The organism is Glycomyces tarimensis (genome assembly GCF_054776215.1).
The window spans coordinates 82905-104695 of record NZ_BAAHCB010000018.1 but is presented as its reverse complement, the minus strand read 5'-3'; the positions used below and the strand labels follow the sequence as shown (position 1 = coordinate 104695).

The 21791-nt window shown below is 68.4% G+C and carries 20 protein-coding genes, 1 tRNA gene and 1 pseudogene; 4 read left to right on the top strand and 18 right to left on the bottom strand.

Annotation, left to right across the window (positions count from 1 at the left end; all coding sequences use genetic code 11):
* Positions 1–90: 90 nt before the first annotated feature.
* Complete coding sequence (locus ACYVK3_RS14065) at positions 91–534, top strand: transposase family protein (RefSeq protein WP_460497958.1); 444 nt, start codon at positions 91–93, stop codon at positions 532–534.
* A 222-nt stretch (positions 535–756) separates the two neighbouring features.
* Here the strand turns inward: ACYVK3_RS14065 and ACYVK3_RS14060 are convergent, their stop codons facing one another.
* Positions 757–1110, bottom strand: coding sequence for a hypothetical protein (locus ACYVK3_RS14060; RefSeq protein WP_460497957.1), 354 nt, complete (start codon positions 1108–1110; stop codon positions 757–759).
* A 533-nt stretch (positions 1111–1643) separates the two neighbouring features.
* Between ACYVK3_RS14060 and ACYVK3_RS14055 the strand changes: the two are divergent.
* Positions 1644–2437: pseudogene (locus ACYVK3_RS14055) on the top strand (IS5 family transposase); the annotation flags it as partial.
* Positions 2438–2516: 79 nt separating this feature from the next.
* Here the strand turns inward: ACYVK3_RS14055 and ACYVK3_RS14050 are convergent.
* On the bottom strand, positions 2517–3155 hold the full coding sequence (locus ACYVK3_RS14050) for a histidine phosphatase family protein (RefSeq protein ID WP_460497956.1): 639 nt from the start codon (positions 3153–3155) through the stop codon (positions 2517–2519).
* A 100-nt stretch (positions 3156–3255) separates the two neighbouring features.
* Between ACYVK3_RS14050 and ACYVK3_RS14045 the strand changes: the two genes are divergently transcribed.
* Positions 3256–3927 carry a hypothetical protein gene (locus tag ACYVK3_RS14045; protein WP_460497955.1) on the top strand — a complete coding sequence of 224 codons (672 nt, stop codon included), beginning with the start codon at positions 3256–3258 and terminating at the stop codon, positions 3925–3927.
* On the opposite strand, the gene ACYVK3_RS14040 is transcribed toward ACYVK3_RS14045, so the two are convergent.
* From ACYVK3_RS14040 to ACYVK3_RS13990, 11 genes are all read right to left on the bottom strand, one after another.
* Positions 3909–3982 (bottom strand) — tRNA-Pro (locus tag ACYVK3_RS14040). The two genes, ACYVK3_RS14045 and ACYVK3_RS14040, sit on opposite strands and share 19 nt — an antisense overlap.
* A gap of 95 nt (positions 3983–4077) precedes the next feature.
* The gene (der, locus tag ACYVK3_RS14035; RefSeq protein ID WP_460497954.1) at positions 4078–5448 is read right to left on the bottom strand and encodes a ribosome biogenesis GTPase Der; all 1371 of its coding nucleotides are present in this window, start codon (positions 5446–5448) and stop codon (positions 4078–4080) included.
* Entirely contained in the window at positions 5441–6121 is a 681-nt protein-coding gene (gene cmk / locus ACYVK3_RS14030) for a (d)CMP kinase (RefSeq protein ID WP_460497953.1), read from the bottom strand. Before cmk ends, der begins: the two co-directional genes overlap by 8 nt.
* Before the next feature lie 62 nt (positions 6122–6183).
* Positions 6184–6558 carry a YccF domain-containing protein gene (locus ACYVK3_RS14025; protein ID WP_460497952.1) on the bottom strand — a complete coding sequence of 125 codons (375 nt, stop codon included), beginning with the start codon at positions 6556–6558 and terminating at the stop codon, positions 6184–6186.
* Positions 6559–6603: 45 nt separating this feature from the next.
* The gene (locus ACYVK3_RS14020) at positions 6604–7344 is read right to left on the bottom strand and encodes a pseudouridine synthase (protein WP_460497951.1); all 741 of its coding nucleotides are present in this window, start codon (positions 7342–7344) and stop codon (positions 6604–6606) included.
* On the bottom strand, positions 7328–8083 hold the full coding sequence (gene scpB, locus ACYVK3_RS14015; protein WP_460497950.1) for an SMC-Scp complex subunit ScpB: 756 nt from the start codon (positions 8081–8083) through the stop codon (positions 7328–7330). The genes ACYVK3_RS14020 and scpB overlap by 17 nt, the downstream gene beginning before the upstream one ends.
* Positions 8076–8939 carry a segregation and condensation protein A gene (locus ACYVK3_RS14010; RefSeq protein WP_460497949.1) on the bottom strand — a complete coding sequence of 288 codons (864 nt, stop codon included), beginning with the start codon at positions 8937–8939 and terminating at the stop codon, positions 8076–8078. The genes scpB and ACYVK3_RS14010 overlap by 8 nt, the downstream gene beginning before the upstream one ends.
* Positions 8940–9026: 87 nt before the next feature.
* A complete protein-coding gene (locus ACYVK3_RS14005) occupies positions 9027–9950 on the bottom strand; it encodes a ParA family protein (protein ID WP_460497948.1) in 924 nt (307 codons plus the stop codon).
* Between the two features lie 152 nt (positions 9951–10102).
* Complete coding sequence (gene ald / locus ACYVK3_RS14000) at positions 10103–11224, bottom strand: alanine dehydrogenase (protein WP_460497947.1); 1122 nt, start codon at positions 11222–11224, stop codon at positions 10103–10105.
* A 204-nt stretch (positions 11225–11428) separates the two neighbouring features.
* Positions 11429–11986, bottom strand: coding sequence for an NUDIX hydrolase (locus ACYVK3_RS13995; RefSeq protein ID WP_460497946.1), 558 nt, complete (start codon positions 11984–11986; stop codon positions 11429–11431).
* Positions 11926–12534: a TetR/AcrR family transcriptional regulator gene (locus ACYVK3_RS13990; RefSeq protein ID WP_460497945.1), complete on the bottom strand. Its 609-nt coding sequence runs from the start codon at positions 12532–12534 to the stop codon at positions 11926–11928. The genes ACYVK3_RS13995 and ACYVK3_RS13990 overlap by 61 nt, the downstream gene beginning before the upstream one ends.
* A gap of 66 nt (positions 12535–12600) precedes the next feature.
* Here ACYVK3_RS13990 and ACYVK3_RS13985 point away from each other — a divergent pair, with 66 nt between their 5' ends.
* Positions 12601–14103 (top strand): MFS transporter, encoded by a 1503-nt coding sequence (locus ACYVK3_RS13985; protein WP_460497944.1) that lies wholly within the window; start codon positions 12601–12603, stop codon positions 14101–14103.
* 54 nt (positions 14104–14157) lie between these two features.
* Here ACYVK3_RS13985 and ACYVK3_RS13980 read toward each other — a convergent pair whose 3' ends face one another.
* The 5 genes from ACYVK3_RS13980 to ACYVK3_RS13960 form a co-directional block, all read right to left on the bottom strand.
* Entirely contained in the window at positions 14158–15858 is a 1701-nt protein-coding gene (locus ACYVK3_RS13980; protein ID WP_460497942.1) for a CTP synthase, read from the bottom strand.
* Positions 15859–15949: 91 nt separating this feature from the next.
* Positions 15950–18178 (bottom strand): hypothetical protein, encoded by a 2229-nt coding sequence (locus ACYVK3_RS13975; RefSeq protein WP_460497941.1) that lies wholly within the window; start codon positions 18176–18178, stop codon positions 15950–15952.
* A 7-nt stretch (positions 18179–18185) separates the two neighbouring features.
* Positions 18186–19283 carry a glycosyltransferase family 4 protein gene (locus tag ACYVK3_RS13970; protein ID WP_460497940.1) on the bottom strand — a complete coding sequence of 366 codons (1098 nt, stop codon included), beginning with the start codon at positions 19281–19283 and terminating at the stop codon, positions 18186–18188.
* Complete coding sequence (gene murJ, locus ACYVK3_RS13965; protein WP_460497939.1) at positions 19280–20908, bottom strand: murein biosynthesis integral membrane protein MurJ; 1629 nt, start codon at positions 20906–20908, stop codon at positions 19280–19282. The genes ACYVK3_RS13970 and murJ overlap by 4 nt, the downstream gene beginning before the upstream one ends.
* Entirely contained in the window at positions 20905–21789 is an 885-nt protein-coding gene (locus ACYVK3_RS13960; protein WP_460497938.1) for a hypothetical protein, read from the bottom strand. The genes murJ and ACYVK3_RS13960 overlap by 4 nt, the downstream gene beginning before the upstream one ends.
* Positions 21790–21791 lie beyond the last annotated feature (2 nt).

Genomic DNA, 21791 nt, shown 5'->3' with positions numbered 1-21791 from the left:
CAACCCGAACCCTACCGGCCCGGGAGATCAAGGTGTCAACGTCAAAGGGTTAAGCCCCTCCCCACTCGAGACCTCACCGCCCCGGTCGGCTTGTTCTCTGGGAAGCGGCTGCGTCCCGGCCTGAACGCGCAGGTCATCACCGACTTGCGCGGCAGCGTCATCGATGGGGGCCAGATCGTGGTCGGAGCGGTCCACGACGCCAAGGCGTTCAAGGAATCCGGGCTCGTGAAGAGCTACGAGATTCACCTGTCCGGGGAGGGGCCGAGCCTGATCGGCGACCTGGGCTACCTCGGCGTGGTGCCGTTGACGCCGTACCGGAAACCGGACTACCGCGAGCTCACCACCGCCGAGTGGCTGTTCAACCGGCAAATGAACCGGCGCCGGTGGGTAGTCGAGCAGGGCATCGCGCATCTTCGCTCGTGGAAGATCCTCGCCACCGGCTACCGTCGGCCCCTGCCGAAAGCCGACCGGACACTACAGACCGTGATCAAGCTCCAGATGTACCGACATCACTCAGAAGCAGCTTTTGAATGAACTTGCCTGTGTCCCTTCCTCAGGTTGGGTCTCAAGGAAGTTCACCGCTACGTCTTCCGCAACTGGGCTGCGGCATAGCCCACACGCCGCTGACTTCGACAGTCTGCTGTCATGGATGCTTCGCAACCAGGTTCCCCAAGCCGCAGCTTCGCTGCACATGAGCACAGTTGTCACATGGCAACAGGTTCAACAAAATCTGAAACCAGTTCTAACTTACGGCAGTCAAGTTAGCCGACCGTGCCCATTCGAGGCTGGCCCGCCCTCTGCCTTCGGATAACTCATCGCGTTCAGAATTCCTTGTGCCAGCTCCGAAGCATGGTCCCTGAAGAAGCCGACTTTGAGATTGAAATCTTCTTCGGAAGCACTCAGCTGATCCTTTACCGATATCAGCAATGCATAACATGAATGAACTTCCTGCAAGCTCAGATCAAGCCCATACTTCTTTGATTTTCCGTAATCTAGCTCAATCGCAGACTCAATTCGATCACGGATAGTCTCAAACGGAAAACCGCAGAGCACAACCTGGACTTCCTCTTCCCCATTACACACTCTCATTGCATGCAGCAGGGAGTTCATGAGAAGGCGATACGAATTTTGCGACAGTTCAAGGATATACCTAGAACCTGACCTCTTAATCACCGACCGAAATCTCATACACCAATCACAATCCAGTAAATCGCCGAGTGAACTTATCCCATTCCATATGGTAGGCATGGATCATATATCCGTTCTGTATGATCACCACCCCCTTTTCATGATCATAGGTAGACTGAATTGTTGAACTCGAAGGGTCGCTATGCGTCATATTACCCTCGAAACCAGAAATATATTCGGCAAGCTTCCTTGGATCACTTCCTATCCCGAATAAAGTGAGAAGCAGCGTCTGCGGAACTATTACAAGTACCACACATCCTCTGGAAGTTGTAGTCGACCCCGGCTGCAACGTTATCTCCATAGAGATACTGGAGCTCGTCATAACGTCATCTCCAATGCCTCCACAGTTGTGAGTAAGGACTGAAAGGCCAGCGGAGGCTACAAAGACCTCCTAACATATTGGGATGCAGCGACACTGGTGGGGCGGTGTGGGCTCGTGTTTGTTCTCTGGGTGAGTGAACAAACCCTGGATCGTCGAGGATGAGCTGTGGGCCCTGATCGAACCGCTGCTGCCGGTTGGCCTCCGAGACAGCGCGGGCCAAAGCCCCTTTCGGACTGGCTGTGCCTCCAAGGAATTCTCTTCGTGCTCCATACTGGAATCGGATGGGAGCATCTGCCGCAGGAGCTCGGGTTCGGTTCGGGGATGACCTGCTGGAGGCGGCTGGATCGGTGGTGCCAGTCCGGTGTCTTCGAGGGGCTTCACCGCCTGCTGCTGGCTCGGCTGCATGCGGCAGGCCAGTTGGACTGGTCCCGAGTCTGCGTCGACGCGAGTCATCTGAAGGCCAAGCGAGGAGGCGTTGGGGTCGGTCCTTCCCCGGTCGACCGTGGCAAGCCCGGATCGAAGCATCATGTGGTCTGCGATGGAGCTGGACTGCCGCTGAAGGTCATCACTACCGGCGGCAACGTGCCCGACATTGCCATGGCCGAGACACTCATCGCTGCCATTCCACCGGTCGCAGGGCGCGTCGGCCGTCCTCGGTCGAAGCCCGATGCAATCCTGGCTGACAAGGGGTACGACTCGATCGCGTTCCGGACCTATCTCAAGCGACGCGGCATCCTGGCAGTGATCTCACAGCGCAAGCGACGCGACATCATCGGGCTCGGCAACCGGCGCTGGGTCGTCGAACGCACGATCTCGCACCTCCACCAGTTCAAGCGCCTCGCCGTCCGCTGGGAACGCCGCCTTGACCTGCACGAAGCCCTCACCAGTCTTGCCTCGGCGCTGATTTGCTGGCGCCGACTCGAACGCATGTGGGCGCCTCTGCGATGGCATTGCCAGTCGGCTCCTGCCGGGCAGAATGACGGTCTCGAAGTGGGTCGATTACCGGCTACGCGGGCGTGGCCGTGTCGAGATGGCGGGTGTCGCCGAGGCGGATGACCAGGCGGCCGCGGTAGAGGTCGTCCTCATACAGTGTGGTGATGCTGCCCGAGGGCGCCTTGAAGACGGCGTACCCCATCGATTCGATCGGCATTTTAATCCAAGCGGCCACCACGAACGTCAAGGCGAAACCGTGGGTGACGATGATCTGGTGCTCGCACGATCGCTGAAGGATCTCTTCCATGGCTGCGCCGATGCGCTTCGCCACTGTTGACTTCGTTTCAGCGCCTGGTACATCGGCGTGGTCCATCCGGTTCCCATCTGCCGGCGGAGCAGTGAAGAGGCGGTCCCACTCCTCGTCCGGTCTGCCCTCGGCCTCGCCGAACGACATCTCCCGCCAGCGGGAATCCAGAACCGGCTGTACCCCAAGGTGTTCGGCGATCGCTCTGGCCGTCTGGGTGGTGCGCCGGAGGTCGGAGGCATGCAGCTCCACCTCGGCACCGTCGGGCACCTGGATCCGCAGCGCCTGGCCGATGGACCGCGCTGAACGGAGACCGGCGGGCGTGAGCTGGGAATCGTGCCACCCCCCGACCAGACCCTCGACATGGTGAGTCGCTTCAGGATGAGTGACGACATAGAGCGTGCGCACCGGCGGGCCTTTCGTGGAAGGGGATCGCCTGACCCTAGACCACGATCATCACGGTCCGCTGGCGCCCCGAATTGTGTTAGGGGGTCAAAGTACGTATGCGTTGACGATATTGCAAGGACGGCAGCACCACGTCTGCGACCTCCCGCGATTCCCGCTCGCAGAGGCCGAGAAGGCTGTCGCCGCCCACTACGCCACCTTTGCCGTCACCGAGGCCGAGCGCGCGGAGATCGAACAACATCTCAACGACGCCGTCAACAGCCGTGAGATCACCACCAAGGCCCCGCGCCAGCGCCTGCGGTCTGAACTGACCCGGCTCAGCCACCTCGAAGATCAGTGCCTCGACCTCATCGGCCAACACGGATGGCCGACCGAGAAGCTGACCGACCGGCTCAAGGACATCAACCTAGAGCGGGACAAGATCAAGCAGAGCCTTGATGAAGCTACCGCAGTCGACCTCGAAACCGCCCGGCAACGCCTTACGAGCCTGCTGAGGCTACTCGACCAACCGCGAGCGCTCTTCGAAGCGCTCCCCGACGACTTGCGCAAGACCCTCGGCGCCCTCTGCTTCGAGAAGCTGCATCTCGACGCCGACGACTCCGAGAGCCCCCGCATCGGCCTCGACGAGCCTGCCACTCACGTTCGGCCGCTCCGCGAGCACCTGCAAGAATCCAGAGCCTGCGGCTACCAACAGGGCAAAACGTCAGAACCCCGGGCCCCAAAAAGGTGCCCAGGGTTCGAACAATCATTCTCTTGTCGGGCTGACAGGACTTGAACCTGCGACCCCTTGACCCCCAGTCAAGTGCGCTACCAAGCTGCGCCACAGCCCGTTCCGCTGCCTCGTCGGCAGCGGTGACAACTGTAGCCTATCGTCTCCGGCACCGCTGCGGCGAGGTCCCCGATGTGAGGCGCGCCTGGTCAACGGCTATTTGCGCTGGCCCTTCTTGCGGGGCTCGCGCGGCTTGACGGCGAGTTCGATCGGCGTCCCCGGGAAGCCGAAGTCCTCGCGCAGGCGCCGCTGGATGTATTTGAGGTATTGCTTGTCGAGCAGCGCCGAGGTGAACAGGATGAAGCGCGGCGGCTCGGTGCCGGCCTGGGTCGCGAACAGGATCTTCGGGGCCTTGTTCGCGCGCACGGGGTGCGGGTGGGCCGACTGGAGCGCGCTGATCCACTGGTTCAGCTCGCCGGTGGTGATGCGCTGGCCCCACCCTGCGAGAGCCTCGCGGAGCGCCGGCGCCAGCTTCGTGATGGCGCGGCCGGTCGTGGCCGAGACGTTGACGCGGGGCGCCCAGGCGACCTGGAGCAGCTCCCGGTCGATCTCCTTCTCCAGGTAGTAGCGGCGGTCCTCGTCCACCAGGTCCCACTTGTTGAAGGCCAGGACCAGCGCTCGACCGGACTCCACGACCTGGGTCAGCACCCGCTGGTCTTGCTCGGAGATCGGCTCCGAGGCGTCCAGCAGGACCACCGCCACTTCGGCGGCCTCGACTGCGTTCTCGGTGCGAAGCGAGGCGTAGTACTCGGTGCCGGATGCGAACTTGACGCGCTTGCGCAGCCCCGCGGTGTCGACCAGAACCCATTCCTCGCCGTCGATCTCGACAACGGAGTCGACGGGATCGACGGTCGTGCCCGCGACGTTGTCGACCACCGCGCGTTCCTCGCCGGCGAGGCGGTTCAGCAGACTCGATTTGCCCACGTTCGGGCGGCCCACCAGCGCGACGCGGCGGGGGCCGCGTTCCTTGAGCTGTCCCGTGGGCACCTCGGGGAAGGCCCACACGATCTGGTCGAGCAGGTCGCCCGAGCCGCGCCCGTGCAGGGCCGACACCGGGTGCGGCTCGCCCAGGCCCAGACGCCACAGGTCCGCGACATCGGCCTGCTGGCGCTCCGAGTCGACCTTGTTCGCCACCAGGATCACCGGCTTCTTCGCCCGGTGCAGAATGCGCGCGGCGGCCTCGTCGCCGTCGGTCGCACCGACGCGGGAGTCGACCACGAACACCACCACGTCGGCGGTGCGCATCGCCAGCTCGGCCTGCATCGTGATCGACGCGGCCATGCCTTCGGCGTCAGGGTCCCACCCGCCGGTGTCGACGAGGCTGAAATCGCGGCCGGCCCACTCGGCGTCGTAGGCGATCCGGTCGCGCGTGACGCCCGGCTCGTCCTGGACGACCGCGGCGCGGCGGCCGAGGATGCGGTTGACCAGCGTCGACTTGCCCACGTTGGGTCGGCCTACGACGGCAACCGTCGGGACCGGGGCTCGCTCGACGGTGTCGAGTTCTTCCCAGGTCGCTTCGTCAGTCATTGATGTCCCTGTTGTTCAGCAAAGCCAAGATCTTCGCGACGACCTCGACGATCGGCAGGTCGGTTGAGTCGATCACCGTGGCGCCCTCGGGCGCTTCGAGCGGTTTCGTCGTCTTCGAGTCTGCCCCGTCCCGGCGCGCGATGTCGGCCTTAGTGGCGGACTCGTCAGCGCCGAACTCCAGGGCGCGCCGCTTGGCGCGGGCCTCGGGGTCGGCCGTGAGATAGACCTTCACGTCCGCGTCGGGCGCCACGACCTCGACGATGTCGCGGCCCTCGACGACGATGCCCTTCTTCGCCTCGGCGATGATGCGCTGCTGCTCGGCGATGAGGTGCTTGCGGACGGTCTTGTTGCCCGCCACGGCGGAGACGGCCTGGGTGACGTCGTCGCGGCGGATCGCGAGGCCGGCGTCCTCGCCGTCGACGCGAGTGAAGGGGTCTTCAGGGGCGGTTCCGAACTCGAGCGTGGCGCTCTTGACCGTCTTGGTGACCTCAGCGGTCTGCGAGGGGTCGACCCCGGCTTTGAGCACCGCGTAGGTGGCGGCGCGATACATCGCTCCGGTGTCCAGGTAGGCGGCGTCGATAGCGGTCGCGAGTGTCTTGGAGACGGTGGACTTTCCTGCCCCCGACGGGCCGTCGATCGCGACGACCGGTGCGCTCTTGGTGTGCTCAGGCACTGTCTCGCTCCGTTCTTCTACTGCAAACCACGCAAACCTACATCATGCCTGGCTGCGGGCTGTCAGGGCTTGTCTACGACGCGGGCGCCCAGTGGCCACAGCGCGAGCGGGATCATCTTCCAGTTCGCCACCGCCAGCGGGATGCCGATGATCGTGATCGCCTGGAGCAGACCGGTGACCAGGTGGGCCAGTGCCAGCTCCCAGCCGAACAGGATCAGCCAGAGGACGTTCGCGACCAGCGACAGGCATCCTGCCGCCGGTTCGCGCACGATCGTCCTTCCGAACGGCCACAGCACGTAGCCGGCCAGCCGCATGTTGGCGATCCCGAACGGGATCGTCACGATGAAGACGCAGAACAGCAGCCCCGTGAAGAAGTAGCCGATGGCGAGCCAGAGCCCGGCGAGTACGAACCAGATGATATTGAGAATGGTTGACACGTCCGAAGCCTAACCGGCCGTCGCCCACGCTGTCGGTACAGCAGGCTAGAGTCCGACCTCCCGGTACAGCAGCCCCACCTCGTCGGGGGTGAGCTTGCGGATCGTTCCGGGCTTGAGGAGCCGCAGCTTCACCGGCCCGATCTCGGTGCGCACCAGACGCGAGACCCGGTGCCCCACCTCGTCCATGAGCCGCCTCACAATGTGCTTGCGTCCCTCGTGGATGGTGATCTCGATCAGTGACTGGCCGGCGTGCTCGTCGATGATCTTGAGCTTGTCGGCCTTCGCCATGCCGTCCTCGAGCTCGACGCCCGACAGCAGCCGGTTCCAGGTCGGCTTGTCGAGGATGCCGGCGATCTGCGCCCGGTAGACCTTCGGCAGGCCGTGCGAGGGGTGCATGATCCGGTTGGCCAGCTCCCCGTCGTTGGTGAGCAGCAGCAGCCCCTCGGAGTCGGTGTCGAGCCGCCCGACGTGGAAGACGCGCTGCTCGATGCCGCCGGTGAAGTCGCCGAGGCAGGTACGCCCCTCCTCGTCCTCCATGGTCGAGACGACCCCGCGGGGCTTGTTGATCGCGAAGTACACGGTGTCGACGTCGGTGATCACGCGCTTGCCCGAGACGTGGATGACGTCCTTGTCGGTCTGCACGCGCTGGCCGAGGCGCGCGGGCTCGCCGTTGACCTTGACCTTGCCGCGGGCGATCAGGTCCTCGGCCGCCCGCCGGGAGGCGATCCCGGCCTGGGACAGCACCTTCTGCAGGCGTACGCCTTCTGCGTCAGCTTTGTTCATCATCCTCGATATCCGTCACATCGTCCGGCAGGAACGGGGCCAGCTCTGGAAGCTGGGCGACCGAGTCCAAACCGAGTTTCTCCAAGAACAGGGTGGTGGTGCGGTAGAGCGTCGCCGTCGAATCGGGGTCGGAGCCGCACTCCTCGACCAGTCCGCGCGCCAGCAGCGTCCGGATGACCCCGTCGCAGTTGACCCCCCGGATCGCCGAGATGCGACCCCTGGTGACCGGCTGCCGGTAGGCGACGACGGCGAGCGTCTCCAGGGCCGCCTTGGTGAGGCGGGCGGAGGCGCCGTCGGTGACGAACCGTTCGACATAGCGGGCGTAGTCGGTCCGTGTGTAGAACCGCCAGCCGCCGGCTTGGCGACGCAGATCGAATCCGCGTCCGTCGCCAGTGTATTCGGCGCTCAATCGGCCGAGCGTCTCGCGCACCTGCGAAAGTGGCCGCTCCAATACCGAGGACAGGAAGTCCTCCGAAAGCGGCTCCTCGGCGATCATGAGGATGGCCTCCAGAACGGCCCCGAGGTCGACGTCGTCGGGAACGGGCGCGGCGGCGGTCGGCGGCGTCTCCGGCTCGGCTTCGGCCTGCGGTTCGGGCTCCGCTTGAGCGAGTGCCTGAGCGTACTCGTCGCGCTCGTCGGCCGGCTCGTCGGCGGGTGTGTCGGGCCGGGCGGCCCCGCCCTCCTCGCGCTGCCACGGCGGCCGCCACTGGGCGACCTCGGCCTCGAACGGCTGCTCACTCATCTGTCTGCTCCTCCCCCGTCTGCGGACTGCCCGCGTACTCGTCGACCTCGATCTCGCTCGCGTCGCCGCCGTGCCAGCGCACCGTCAGCTCGCCGAGCGCCTGCATCTGCTCGAACCCGACCAGGGCCTCCCGGTAGAGCTCGAGCAGGGCCAGGAACCGGGCGACGACCTCCAGGTGGGTCTCGCAGTCGGAGACCAGGGCACGGAATGTGGCGGTCTGGACGCGCTGGAGGCGGCGGGTCAGGATCACGGCGTGCTCGCGGACCGAGACGCGCTGCTGGTGGACGTGGTCGGTGCCGACCTGCGGCACCGGTTTGGGCTTCATGGCCTTGCCTGCCAGGGCGGCGAGCTGTTCGGGGGTGATGTCGAGGACGAGTTCGGGGAGCAGGCCGCGGTAGCGCTCTTCGAGGCCGGTGGAGCGCGGCACGCGGGTCGAGGCGGTCTCGGCGAGCCCGGCGAGGTGGGAGGCGGCCTCCTTGTAGGCCTTGTACTGGAGGAGGCGGGCGAAGAGGAGGTCGCGCGCTTCGAGCAGCGCGAGGTCCTCTTCGTCGTCGATGACGGTGTTCGGCAGCAGCCGGGCGGTCTTGAGGTCGAGGAGGGTGGCGGCCACGAGCAGGAACTCGGAGGTCTCCTCGAGGTTCCAGGCCTCGTCGAGGGCGGCGACGTAGGCGATGAACTCGGAGGCGATCTGGTGGAGGGCCAGCTCGGTGACGTCGAGCTTGTGCTTGCCGATCAGTTGCAGCAGCAGATCGAAGGGCCCCTCGAAGTTGTCGAGGCGGACGTGGAAGCCGGTCTCGGGCTCCGCCGTCTCGACGTCCCGCTGGGGCGGGAGCTGGGGTCGCTGCTGGTCGGTCACGCACGCAAGCTTAGACGGGAGCCGTGAGCGCCCAAGGGTGAACTCTGGGTTCCGAGTGGCGCGGGATGCCGGATCCGGTCGGTCCCATCACTTGTCGGTGGCGGCGATGAGCTCCCTCGCGAGCTGGCGGTAGGCCCGGGCGCCGGAGGAGGCGGGGGCCCAGGTGGTGATCGGTTCGCCGGCCACGGTGGTCTCCGGGAAGCGCACGGTGCGGGTGATGACCGTCGAGAACACCTTGTCGCCGAAGGCTTCGGCGACGCGCTGGAGCACCTGCCGGGAGTGGGTGGTGCGCGAGTCGTACATGGTGGCGAGGATGCCGTCGAGCTCGAGGTCGTAGTTGAGCCGCTCGCGGACCTTGTCGACGGTGTCGAGCAGCAGCGCCACACCACGCAGAGAGAAGAATTCGCATTCGAGCGGGACGAGGACCGAGTGCGCCGCTGTGAGCGCGTTGACGGTCAGCAGGCCCAGGGACGGCTGGCAGTCGATGAGGACGAAGTCGAAGTCGGGGATGATCGGGCGCAGGACCCTGGCGAGGGTCTGCTCGCGGGCGACCTCGTTGACGAGCTGGATCTCCGCCGCCGACAGGTCGATGTTGGCCGGCAGCAGCCGCAGCCCGGCCACGTTCGTCTTCATCATGACGTCGTCGATGTCGACGTCCTCTTGCATCAGGAGGTTGTAGACGGTGAGGTCGAGGGTGTGAGGGTTGGTGCCGAAGCCGACCGACAGCGCGCCCTGGGGGTCGAAGTCGACCAGCAGGACCTTGCGACCGTACTCGGCCAGCGCGGCGCCCAGGTTGATCGTCGTGGTGGTCTTTCCCACGCCGCCTTTCTGATTGGCCATGGCGATGACGCGAGCGGGGCCGTGGCGCTCCAGCGGCTGCGGCTGCGGGATGTCGCGCTTGCCCGTGTAGCTCTCGGGGTCGGCCGAGGTCAAGTCGCTGTCCGAGTCGGCGGGCGGAACTTGCGCGGAACGCAGGGCCTCCCACTTGTCATTGCTGTCCACACTGCTCATTTCTTCACCCCTCCGGGCGCAAGGACGGCACCGGGTGCCGGGCGTCTCACCGTTTGCTCGTTATTGCGACTGTACGTCAGTGTATCGAGGCTGTCGACGGCTTGGGAGACTCCGAGGCGCCCGGCGTGAGATCGCCCGCTGTCCCTTCGGTTTCAGTGGTCGGTGAGCACCTTCGCGACGGAGGTGATCGGCAGGTGGTGGGTGAGGGCGACGGGCTCGTTGGTGACGTTGCCGTCGTAGGTGTTCAGGCCGCGGGCGAGCGCGGTGTCGGATTTGAGCGCCTCGAGCCAGCCGAGGTTGGCGAGCTTCATGACATAGGGGAGGGTGGCGTTGGTGAGCGCGTAGGTGGAGGTGTTCGGGACGGCGCCGGGCATGTTGGCGACGCAGTAGAAGACCTTGCCTTCGTGGGTGAAGGTCGGCTCGTCGTGGGTGGTGGGACGGGAGTGGGCGAAGCAGCCGCCTTGGTCGATGGCGATGTCGACGAGGACCGCGCCGTCCTTCATCTCGGCGAGGACTTCGTCGTCGACGACGGTGGGCGCTTTGGCGCCTGGGACGAGGACGGCGCCGATGACGAGGTCGGCCTGGCGGCAGGCGCGCCGGACCTCGAAGCGGTTGGAGACGATGGTGCGCAGTCGGCCCTGGTAGAGGTCGTCGGCGGTGTGGAGCTTGTCGACGTTGAGGTCGAGCAGTTCGACGTCGGCGCGCATCCCGGCGGCGATGGCGGCGGCGTTCATGCCGGAGACGCCGGCGCCGATGATGACCACTCGTGCGGGGGGCGTTCCGGGGACGCCGCCCATGAGGGTGCCTCGGCCGCCTTCGGGGCGCTGGAGGTGGTAGGCGCCGGCCTGGACGGCGAGGCGTCCGGCGACCTCGCTCATGGGGGCGAGGAGGGGCAGGCGGCCGTCGGAGGCCTGGACGGTCTCGTAGGCGATGGCGGTGACGCGGCGTTCCAGGAGCGCGTCGGTGCATTCGGCGCTGGCGGCGAGGTGGAGGTAGGTGAAGAGGGTCTGCCCGGGGCGCATCCGGTGGTACTCGTCGGGGATGGGCTCTTTGACCTTGAGGACGAGCTCTCCCGCGTCCCAGGTGGCGTCGGCGTCGGGGCAGATGCGTGCGCCGGCGTCGCGGAAGTCGTCGTCGGTGATGGCCGAGCCGAGCCCGGCCCCGGTCTCGACGGCGACGTCGTGGCCGGCGGCGACCAGTTCGTTGACACCGGCCGGCGTGAGGGCGACGCGGTATTCGTTGTTCTTGATCTCGCGGGGGACGGCGACTTTCACGGCACGGATTCCTTCCGAAGCGTTGAGCCAGTTCACCAGCCGGTTTGCGGCTCGTGCAGGCAGTCTATGACGCGCCGGGCCCCAAACCGCAGCTTTCCCTTTTGGGGACCGGCACGGGTCAGGCTTCGGCGCCTTCCGCCGATGATCGTAACGGTGCGGGCCCGGTTTTGGCTACGAGGCTAACGCTGCTTTCGGAAGAAACCTTCACTTCGAAGTTTCGAGGTGAAGTCTGGTGAGGTTCAAGGCCAGTGCGCACACGCCGTTGCGGATCTCGCCGTCGGCGACGGCCGCAAGGGCCTTGTCGAGGTCCCACCACACGAGCTCGATGTGGGTCTCCTCGTCGGTGCGCTCGTGCCGATCCGGTGCGGGGACGGGCGCGAGTCCGGTGGCGACGAAGTAGTGGATGGTCTCGTTCGAGATGCCGGGTGTGGTGTAGTACTCGCCGAGCTTCGCCCAGTGGTCGGCACGCAGGTCGGCCTCTTCGGCGAGTTCGCGCGCGGCGCACACGCGGGGGTCCTCGCCTTCGACGTCGCGCAGTCCCGCCGGGAGCTCCCACATGACTTCCTTGGCGGGGACGCGGTATTGGCGGATCAAGCCGACGCGGCCGGCCTCGTCGAGCGGGACGGCGACGACGGCGCCGCAGTGGTCGAGGAACTCGCGGCGGGCGGTGCCGCCGCCGGGCATCTCGACGGTCTGGGCGATCAGGTCGTAGCACCAGCCGTGGTGGATCTGCTCGGTGTCGCGAACGCGGTATTCATGCACGGCGACAACACTAACTCTCCGGCGGTGTCTTTGAGGCGGCCGATGATCCTGTCGATGACGTCGTTGCCGGGCAGGGGCGCGCCGGAGATCGCCGAGAGGAACAGCCCGTCGCCGACGAGGCGGACGATCTCGGCGGTGACGGGGTCGTCGATCTGCTCGTGGATGGCCTCGGACCAGCCGTTGAAGATGAACAGGACGTCGTCTCTGGCGGTCTCGGACAACTCTTCGGTGCCGCGGAGGGCGGTGAACAGCGCCCACAGGCCGGCCGCGGACTCGGCCGAATCGATCTCGGAGGCCCGCAGGAACGCCTCGACGACGCCGGTGCGCTTGGCTTCGGCGATGCGCTGCTCTTCCTCATTGCGGTGGCGGCGGGCGAGGCCGTCGTAGAGGTCGATCTTGGATCTGAAGTGGTAGAGCAGGCCGCCTTTGGAGACGCCGGCCTCGGCGGCGACCTTCTCCAGGGTCACGCCCGAGCTGCCCTCATGCACGAGGATGCGTTGCAGTGCGTTGAGAATTCGATCACGTGTGGTGATTTCGGCTTGCGCCATATCGCCCCTCCATTGCTACTATACCGTCTGGACGGTACAGTAGATCCTCGACCTTCGGGAGAACCCATGACGACGCTGCGCTCCGGCGCGCCTCGCCGCGCGCGCTTCACGGGCCGCCAGTGGGCGGCTTTGGCGGTGCTCGTGCTCCCGGTGCTGCTCATCTCTATCGACATGACGGTACTCGGCTTCGCCGTGCCGTTCCTCTCCGAGGACCTGGGACCGACCAGCGCGCAGTTGCTGTGGATCGTCGACGTCTACGGCTTCGTCCTGGCGGGGCTGCTCGTCACCATGGGATCGATCGCCGACCGCGTCGGTCGCCGCAGACTGCTCATCATCGGCTCGGCCGCCTTCGCCGCGGCCTCGGTGGCCGCCGCCTACGCGCCGAACGCCGAGGCGCTCATCGCCGCGCGCGCCCTCCTCGGCGTCGCCGGGGCGACCCTCATGCCGACGACCTTGGCGCTCATGCGGAACCTGTTCACCGACGACCGCCAACGCCTGTTCGCCATCGCCGTCTGGGGCACCGGCTTCTCGGCCGGCTCCGCGGCCGGCCCGGTGCTGGGCGGCTGGTTGCTGGAGCACTACTGGTGGGGCTCGGTGTTCCTCATGGCCGCGCCGGTCTCGATCGCGGTGCTCGTCGCCGCGCCGCTCCTGCTGCCCGAGTCGCGCAACGGCCGACCGGGCCCGATGGACTGGGGCGGGGTGGTCCTGTCGTTCCTTGCGATGTTCCCCGCCGTCTACGGCGTCAAGAGCATCGCCGAGAACGGCCTGTCGGCGCCCGCGATCGGCGCGATGGCCTTCGGCGGCCTCGCGGGATGGCTGTTCATCCGCCGCCAACTCCGGCTGGAGCACCCGCTGATCGACGTGGCGCTGTTCCGGCTCCGGCGGTTCAGCGCCTCGATCGCCACGAACTTCACGATCGTGTTCGCGCTGATCTCCTCGCTGTTCCTGCTGACGCAATACCTCCAGCTGGTGCTGGGCTACTCCCCCATGAGGGCCGGTCTGCTGCTGCTGCCGGGCATGGCCGTCTCGGTCGTCGCCGGGCTCGTGGCGGTGCGGCTGTCGGAGCGGTTCGGGCTGGTGCAGATCATCGTCTCGGGGCTGGCGTTCGTCATCGCGGGCTTCGCCGCGCTGAGCTTCATCGGCGTCGATGAAGGCGCGGTACTGGTGGTCGGCGCCTTCGCGATCATCGGCACGGGGGCGGGCCTGGTCCAGACGGTCACCAACGACGCGATCGTGGCGGTCGCCCCGGCCGACCGCGCGGGCGCCGCCGCGGCGATCTCGGAGACCGCCTACGAGCTCGGCGGCGCGATGGGCGTGGCGGTGCTCGGCAGCGTCGCCACCGGGATCTACCGCGCCCAGCTCGACGGGGCCCCCGATGCGGCCAAGGAGACCCTCGGGGAGGCGACGCACGTGGCCGCCTCGCTCCCGTCCGAGGCGGGCGCGGCGCTCTTGGAGGCGGCACGGGAGGCCTTCACACACGGACTCAAGACGACCGCGGTCATCGGCTCGGCCTTGGTGGCCGTGGCACTGGTCGTGGTGGCCCGGGCCTTGCGCGCCAAGACTTCCTAGCGGTGGACGGACGGGCCGCGTGGCGTTCATCGCCGCGCGGCCGGTCTCCGTCGCTCAGGCGGTCTTCGCCTCGAGGTCGAGCTGGTCGGCCGCGGCGCGCTCGAGCGCGGCGGCGACGAGCCCGGCGAACAGCGGGTGCGGGCGAGTCGGGCGCGACTTGAGCTCCGGGTGGGCCTGCGTGGCCACGAAGTACGGATGCGCCTCGCGGTCGAGCTCGATGAACTCGACGAGGCGGCCGTCAGGGGACAGTCCCGAGATGACGAACCCGGCCTTGCTGAGCTGGTCGCGGTAGGCGTTGTTGACCTCGTATCGGTGGCGGTGGCGCTCGGTGACCTCGGTGGTCCCGTAGGCCTCGGCGACGAGCGAGCCCTCGGCGAGCTTGGCCGGATAGGAGCCCAGCCGCATCGTCCCGCCCATGTCGCCCCGGCCCGCGACGATGTCGGTCTGGTCGGCCATCGTGGAGATGACGAGGTGCTCGGCCTTCGCGTTGAACTCCTCGGAGTCGGCGCCGACCAGCCCGCACAGCTCCCGCAGTCCCTCGACCGCCATGCACTGCAGGCCCAGGCACAAGCCGAGCGTGGGAACGAGGTTGGTGCGCGCGTAGGTGATCGCGCCGATCTTGCCGGGTACGCCGCGCTCGCCGAAGCCACCGGGCACGACCAGCGCGTCGACGCCGGCCAGGGCCTTCGCCGCCCCGTCGGGGGTCTCGCAGGTGTCGGAGACGACCCAGCGGACGTTGACCTTGGCGCGGTTGGCGAACCCGGCCGCGTGCAGGGCCTCGACGACGGACTTGTAGGCGTCGGGCAGCTCGACGTACTTGCCGACGACGGCGACCTCGAGTGTCGTGGCGGGGTTGTGGACACGGTCGAGCAGGTCGTCCCAGGCGGTCCAGTCGACGTCCTTGAACGGCAGGTCGAGCTTGCGCACGACGAAGGCGTCCAGGCCCTCCGAGTGGAGCTTCTTGGGGATGTCGTAGATCGACTTCGAGTCGGGCGCCGAGATCACGGCCGCGTCGTCGACGTCGCAGAAGCCGGCGATCTTCTGCTTCAGGCCGTCGGGCACGGGCCGGTCCGAGCGGCACACGATCGCGTCGGGCTGGATGCCGATGCTGCGCAGCTGCGCCACCGAGTGCTGGGTCGGCTTGGTCTTCATCTCCGAGGACGCGGCGAGGTACGGCACCAGGGAGACGTGCAGGAAGAAGCAGTTGTCGCGGCCGATGTCGTGCCGGAACTGGCGGATCGCCTCCAAGAACGGGAGCGACTCGATGTCGCCGACCGTGCCGCCGACCTCGGTGATGACCACGTCTGGCACCCGGCCCGTCTCGGGGTCGGGATCGGCCATGGCCGCCAGGCGGGCCTTGATCTCGTTGGTGATGTGCGGGATGACCTGCACGGTCGCGCCGAGGTAGTCGCCGCGGCGCTCCTTGGCGATGACGTCGGAGTACACCCGGCCGGTGGTGACGTTCGCGTGCTTGGACAGGTCGCGATCGAGGAACCGCTCGTAGTTGCCGATGTCGAGATCGGTCTCGCCGCCGTCTTCGGTGACGAAGACCTCGCCGTGCTCGTAAGGGTTCATCGTGCCGGGGTCGACGTTGATGTAAGGGTCGATCTTCTGCATCACGACGTACAGGCCGCGCGAGGTCAGGAGGTTTCCGAGACTGGCTGCGGTCATGCCCTTGCCGAGGGCGGAAGTGACCCCGCCGGTGACGAAAAGGTGCTTCGTGGAACGGACCTGACCGTTGGCGGCGCTGGCCAAAGCGAACTCCCGTGGTTATCGTGCCGATCGAGCGGTTGCCGGGCCGTTCTCTGGCTTGTGAGCCCTGGCCGACCACCGTCGGTGGATCGCATCATCCACGGGATTCCACACTAACACTTTCCCCGGTGTTGCCCTCGTCGACCCACGAAGGTGCGTCGACGATCATGGCCGAATATTCGCCGTCCTTGACGTGGGCGCGGGCGAGCACCCGGTGGCTGACGATGATCGCGAGCGGCACCATCACGGCCAGAGCGGAGCCGACGCTCATCAGGCCCTTGCCCAGCAGCAGGCCGGCGATGGCCGAGCCGACGACGGCGGCCGAGAACGCCGCCCGCAGCGGCGGGTAGAGCCCGAAGGCGCGCCGCAGGCCGCCGCCGGGGCGCAGGAGGATGAGCCAGCAGTACAGGCCGGCCATGACCGTCAGGAGGCTCAGCGGCGAGGTGAACACGGCGACGATGTTCGAGCCGACGCCGGAGCTGATGACGCCCCTGCTCTCGCCGGTGAGACCGGCCAGGAACGAGCCGAGCGCGCCACGTTCGGCCTCGGGCCGCTGATAGTCGATCAACGACAGGCCCAGCAGGACCGCGACGCCGGCCAGACCGGACCACGCCAGCCGCGCGAAGGTCACCCAGCCGCCGGTCGCCAGGGCCGCGGCCAGGCAGGTGCCGACGGTGAGGGCGACGGCGGCGGGGACGGAGTCGCCGAGGAAGCCGACGGAGACGACCAGGACGCCGAGCGCGCCGATCCCGGCCATGACCGGGGCCTGGAAGTGGCGCGGCAGGCTCCAGGCCGCGGCCGCGGCGAGCAGCCACAGCGAGGCGATGAACATGCCGGTGGCGACCGGGCCGAGCTCATTGGAGGCCGAGTCGGCGACGGTGTAGTCGCCCAGCAGCGTCCCCAGCGGCGCGGAGGCGTGGATGAGCATGGCCAGGAAGGTGACCAGCAGGCCGAACGCGGAGACGGTGACCATGAGTCCGGCGGGGCTGTGGCGGCGGGGCAGGATGATCGCGGCGATGGCGCAGACGACGCTGATCGCCAGCGCGGTCGCCGGGCCGACGATGCCCGGACTGGAGGCGGTCCACCATCCGAAGAAGTCGGCGAGGATGCCGGCGGCCACGAACAGGGCGCACACGAGCGCGAAGAGGATATTGGCGCGCATGAGCCACAGCGGCGGCGGTTTGACGCCCGGCTGCCCGGCACGGCGCAGCAGGTGCAGCAGCGGCCAGGCCACGAAGGTCAGCGCCAGGAACAGGAGCACTTGGAGCCACTGGGTGGCGGGCGCGGCGACGGCGGCGGCGAGGAGCCGCTGGTCGGTGTCGTCGAAGATCGCCTGGCGTTCGTCCAGCGGCATCGTGTCGGACACGGCCCCCGCCGAGATGCCGGTGACGTTCTCGGGGAGCGGGGCGTCCAGCAGCGTGAGGATCGTGGCGGTCAGGTCCGTCAGGCGCAGGTAGCCGGGCCGCTCGGTGGGCAGGTCCAGGAGGTTGTGCTGGTCCTGGCCGCCGAAATCAGCGACGGCGGCGAGGAGCCGGTTGGGCTCGACGGTCTGGCTGATGCCGGTGACGATGAGGGCCGAGTTCTCGGTGCGGGCTTCGCGGAGCTCCCCGATGGTCTCGTCCAGGTCGGCCAGGGCGGCCTCACGTTGTGACTCGTCGGCGGGCAGGATGCCGCCGTCGACGACCGTGAGAGGGCATTCGCCGAGGGTCTCGACGAGTTCCTCGCCTTCGGGGACGGTCGGCTCGTAGTCGGCTACATTGCCGACCGAGTTGGCGGTGGCGTAGGCGGCGCCGGGGCCGATCGCGGTGGCGCATGAGGTGCCGGCGGCGAGCATGCCGAGTTCGGTGCCCTCACCGAGGTCCCGGTTGAGCTGGACGAGCTCGGTGAGGCCACCGACGGTGGCGCTGTCGCCTTCGTCGATGATCTGGTCCGAGTCGACCGCGCCGCAGTCAGCGGTGTCGCCGAAGGTGGTGCTGACGGCGGGCGCCCCGGCCGAGAGGGTGAGCCAGCCGTCGAGGGTGCAGGTGAAGTTGCGGGCGGAGTTGGTGTTGAGTTCGGCGAGGGAACCGGTCGAGGCCAATTCGCTCAGGTTGGGCGTCGTCTCCTCGTCGATGTCGGTCCAGGTGAGCCCGCCGACGCCGACGACGGTGACCGACTCGACGGAGCTGGGGACGCGCTCCTCGGTGGGCGGAGGCAGGATCTGCCAGGCGGCTATCGCCGCGAGGACGGCGACGGCCGCCCAGGCGGCGACGGTGGCGCGGTGGCGCGCCACGAATCTGCGAAGCCGCCGGGCGAGGCGCCTGATCTCGAACTTCTCCAGCACAGGTCGACTATCTTCCGGTCAGTTCCATATAGAGCGCGTCGAGCGCATCGAGCATCTGCTCCTCGTTGGGCCAGGTCGCGGCCTTGGCTCGGCCGGCCTCGCTGAGCTCTCCGAGCCGTGCGGGCTCGGTCAGGAGGCCGCGGACGGCGGTGTCGAGCGCGTCGACATCGCCGACCTCGAACAGGACGGCGGCGTCGCCGACGAGTTCGGGGATGCCGCCGGTGCGGGAGGCGACCAGCGGGACGCCGGCCTGGAGGGCCTCCTGGGCGAACAGCTGGCGGGCCTCCCACTGGCTGGTGACGACGGCGAGGTCGGCGGCGGCGAGGAGGTCGGCGACGTCGGTGCGGTGGCCGAGCAGGCGCACGTCGGCGCCGGTCGCGTCGATGAGGTCCTGGAGACGGTCCCGTTCCGGGCCGTCCCCCGCGACAGCGACGACCGGTGCGGGATCGAGGTCGCTCCAGCGCCGCGCGGCGGCGATGAGGGTGTCGTAGTCCTTCTGGACGTGGAGGCGACCGACCGAGAGCACCAGCGGGCGCGAATCGAGGCCGAGTTCCGCGCGGATGGACGCGGCGTCGCCCTCGGCGCGGCGGGGCGGGGCGGCGACGGGCGCGAGTCGGGCGTCGGCCGCGCCGAGCGCGATGAGGTGGTCGTGGAGGTCGGAGGAGGCGGCGAGGGCGACGTCGACGCCTCGGGCCAGGCGCTTCTCGATCTGGTCGGCGAGCTTGCGTTTGGCCCCCGAGGTGATGAGCTGGTTGTGCCAGGTGGTGACGAGTGCGGCGTGGCGGGGGCGGGCGGCCAGCGCGGTGATCCCGGCCGTGAGGCCGTGGGCGTGGACGACGTCGACGCCGCGGCCGGTCGCGCCGCGCAGGGCTCCTCGCGCGGCCCACCAGGCGAGCGGGAGTTCGGGCGAGGGTTTGGCGGTGATCGGCGCGGGCGCGAAGCGCGCGCCACGGGAGCGGAAGCCGAAGCGCTCCTCCGTCTCCGGCGGGCCTATCACGAGGACGGCGTCGCCGCGTTCGACCAGGCCGGAGGCCATGGAGGCGACGTGCGTGCCGATGCCGCCGGTGGAGGGGCCCAGCACCAGTGCGATGCGTCGGTGGCTCACTGGTCTTCTCCGCTCTCTTCTGGTTCTTCGGTCGGTCGTATTCTGCCAGTGCCGCGTCTGAGCGCCCGGAGTATGTCGCGGCGGTCGACGGCGACCGCGACACCAACGTAGACCAGGACGGCGAGGGCGCCGACCCCGATGCCCTCGACCACGGCCGAGCCGATCGAGCCCGCCGGTCCCCACCAGGCGATGAGGCCGCGGGCGGCGGCGACGGCGGCCGCGGTGGCGCACAGCGCGGCGGCGAGCGCGCGGCCCAAGCCCTTGAGGCTGGCGGCGCCGGTGTTGACGCCGATGGCGACGGTGAGCGCGAGCCCGGTGACGGTCATACCGATCGACCAGCCGATGGCGAGCGCGAGCGTGCGATGCTCCACGGGCATGACCGCCGAGAGGACGACGGCGGCTATCGCCGCGGAACCCCACCCGGCGGCGGTCGCGCCCGCGGCGGCGTAGGCGCGGTCGACCGCGTACAGGCCGCGGGAGTAGACGGCGAACATCGAGTAGCCGAACAGGCCGAACGCGAGCCCGGCGAGCGTCATGCTGATGTCGCCCTTCGGGGCGGTGTCCTGGACGCGGTCGAGGACCGCCGCGATGGGCTCGGCCAGGCCGGCCAGCGCGGTGACGCCGAGACCAGACAGGACGAGCACGACGCGGCCGGTGCCGGCGATGGTGCGCTGGTAGACGCGGGTCTGCCCGAGCGCGTGCGCCTCGGACAGGTTGGGGTAGGCGGCGGTGGCGAAGGGGACGGCGAGGACGGCCCACGGCAGCAGGAAGAACGTCTGCGAGACGGTGAACACGACCACCGGGCCGTCGCCGGCGTTGTTCGCGAGGCGCAGCAGCACGAACTGGCACAGCTGCTGGGCGCCGAGCGTGATGATGCCGGCGATCGCGAGGGCCTTGACGCTGGCGGTGAGATGGGCGTCGAAGCGCCACGTCGGTTTGAGGCTCAGGCCGAGCCGCCGCAGCGGGATGAACAGGCACCCGGCGAGGACCGCGACGCCGAGGGTCGTGCCGAGCGCGAGGAGCAGCAGCTCGTTCTGGGTCACCCTGGACGCGTTGCCTTCGTGCCCCGAGATCGCGGCGTAGGCGACGTAGACGGCGATCATCGTGACGCTCGACAGTAGCGGCGCCAGCGCAGGCCAGGCGAACTTGCGGTGGGCCTGGAGGACGCCGGTGAGGACGACCGCGATGCCGTACAGCGGCAGCTGCGGCGCGAACAGCACGAGCATCTCGGTGCCGGTGTCGATCGTGGCGGGGGCGACCTCGTCGCCGGCGACGAGTTCGACCAGGGGCCTGGCGAGTAGCGCGACGGCGAGCGCGATCGGGATGAGGGCCGTGAGTGACCAGGTGAGCAGCGCCGAGGCGATCCGGTCGACCTGCTCGGGCTGGCGGCGGGCGAGCGGGGCCGACAGCAGCGGCACCGCCAGCGCGGCGAGCGCTCCCCCGGCGACGAGCTCGAAGATGAGGTTCGGGATGGTGTTGGCGCTCTGGTAGGCGGTGCCAAGCGTCACGTACCCGACGGCCCAGGTGAACACCAGCATCCGCCCGAACCCAGCCAGGCGGGAACCAATGGTGATCGCACCGATGAGGGTGGCGGCACGACCGACTTCTCGTCGGGTGTCGGTCACGCCTTGGTCCGGCCCAGCTCGTCCAGTCCCCGGAGCACCGGTGTGTCGGCGATGACCTTGGTGAAGCTGACGCGCTCGCTGGCGGCGATGAGCGCGCCGACGCCGGCGAGGGCGATGTGGCGGCCGACCGGGCCGGTGCGGGCGATGTAGGACAGCCCGAGGAGGGCGCCGAGGGCGTTCGCGCCGCAGTCGCCGAGCATCGTCTTGCCTTCGAGGTCGTCGCTCATCGCGGCCGCCGCGGCCGCCGACACGGCGATGGCCGTGTTGGCGCCGCTCGCGGCGGTGCCAGGCGCCTTCGGCCCCGGGGGGCGCGACAGCGGGGCGGAGACGACGGCGACGACTTTGAGCGCCCGCCCGGGACGCAGGTCGAACAGGTTGATGAGGTTGGCCGTGCCGGCGATGACGCCGCCGCCGACGCCGATGTTCCACAGCCGTGCGAGCCAGTGCGCCGGCCGCCGCTCGCTGACGGCGTCGACGAGTGCGGCGCTGGCGAGTCCGGCGGTACTGATGCCGACGACCTTGACGAATCCTGCGGAGACGCGGCCCTTGAGCAGGGCGGTGAGGTGGCCCTTGAAGCCTTTGGCCTTCTCGCCCTTGGTGTCGGCCATGTCGTCGTAGAGTCCGAGTCCGCCGGCGGCGAGCCCGGCGGTGGCCGCGGCGGCGGCGTAGGCCGGCGAGGTGGAGCCGGCTACCGCGGCCACGGTCGCGCCGACGGTGACGCCGGGTCCTTCGGCGAGGCTGACCGTGTCGCCCCGGTGGTTGACGCGGTCGAGGTGCTTCGACCATTTCGAACGACGGACGGCGCTGATCGCGGCGATGGTCCCTCCGGCGGCGACACCGCCGAGGAACGCCCGCCCAACGGTGCGGCTCAACTCGCTCATGG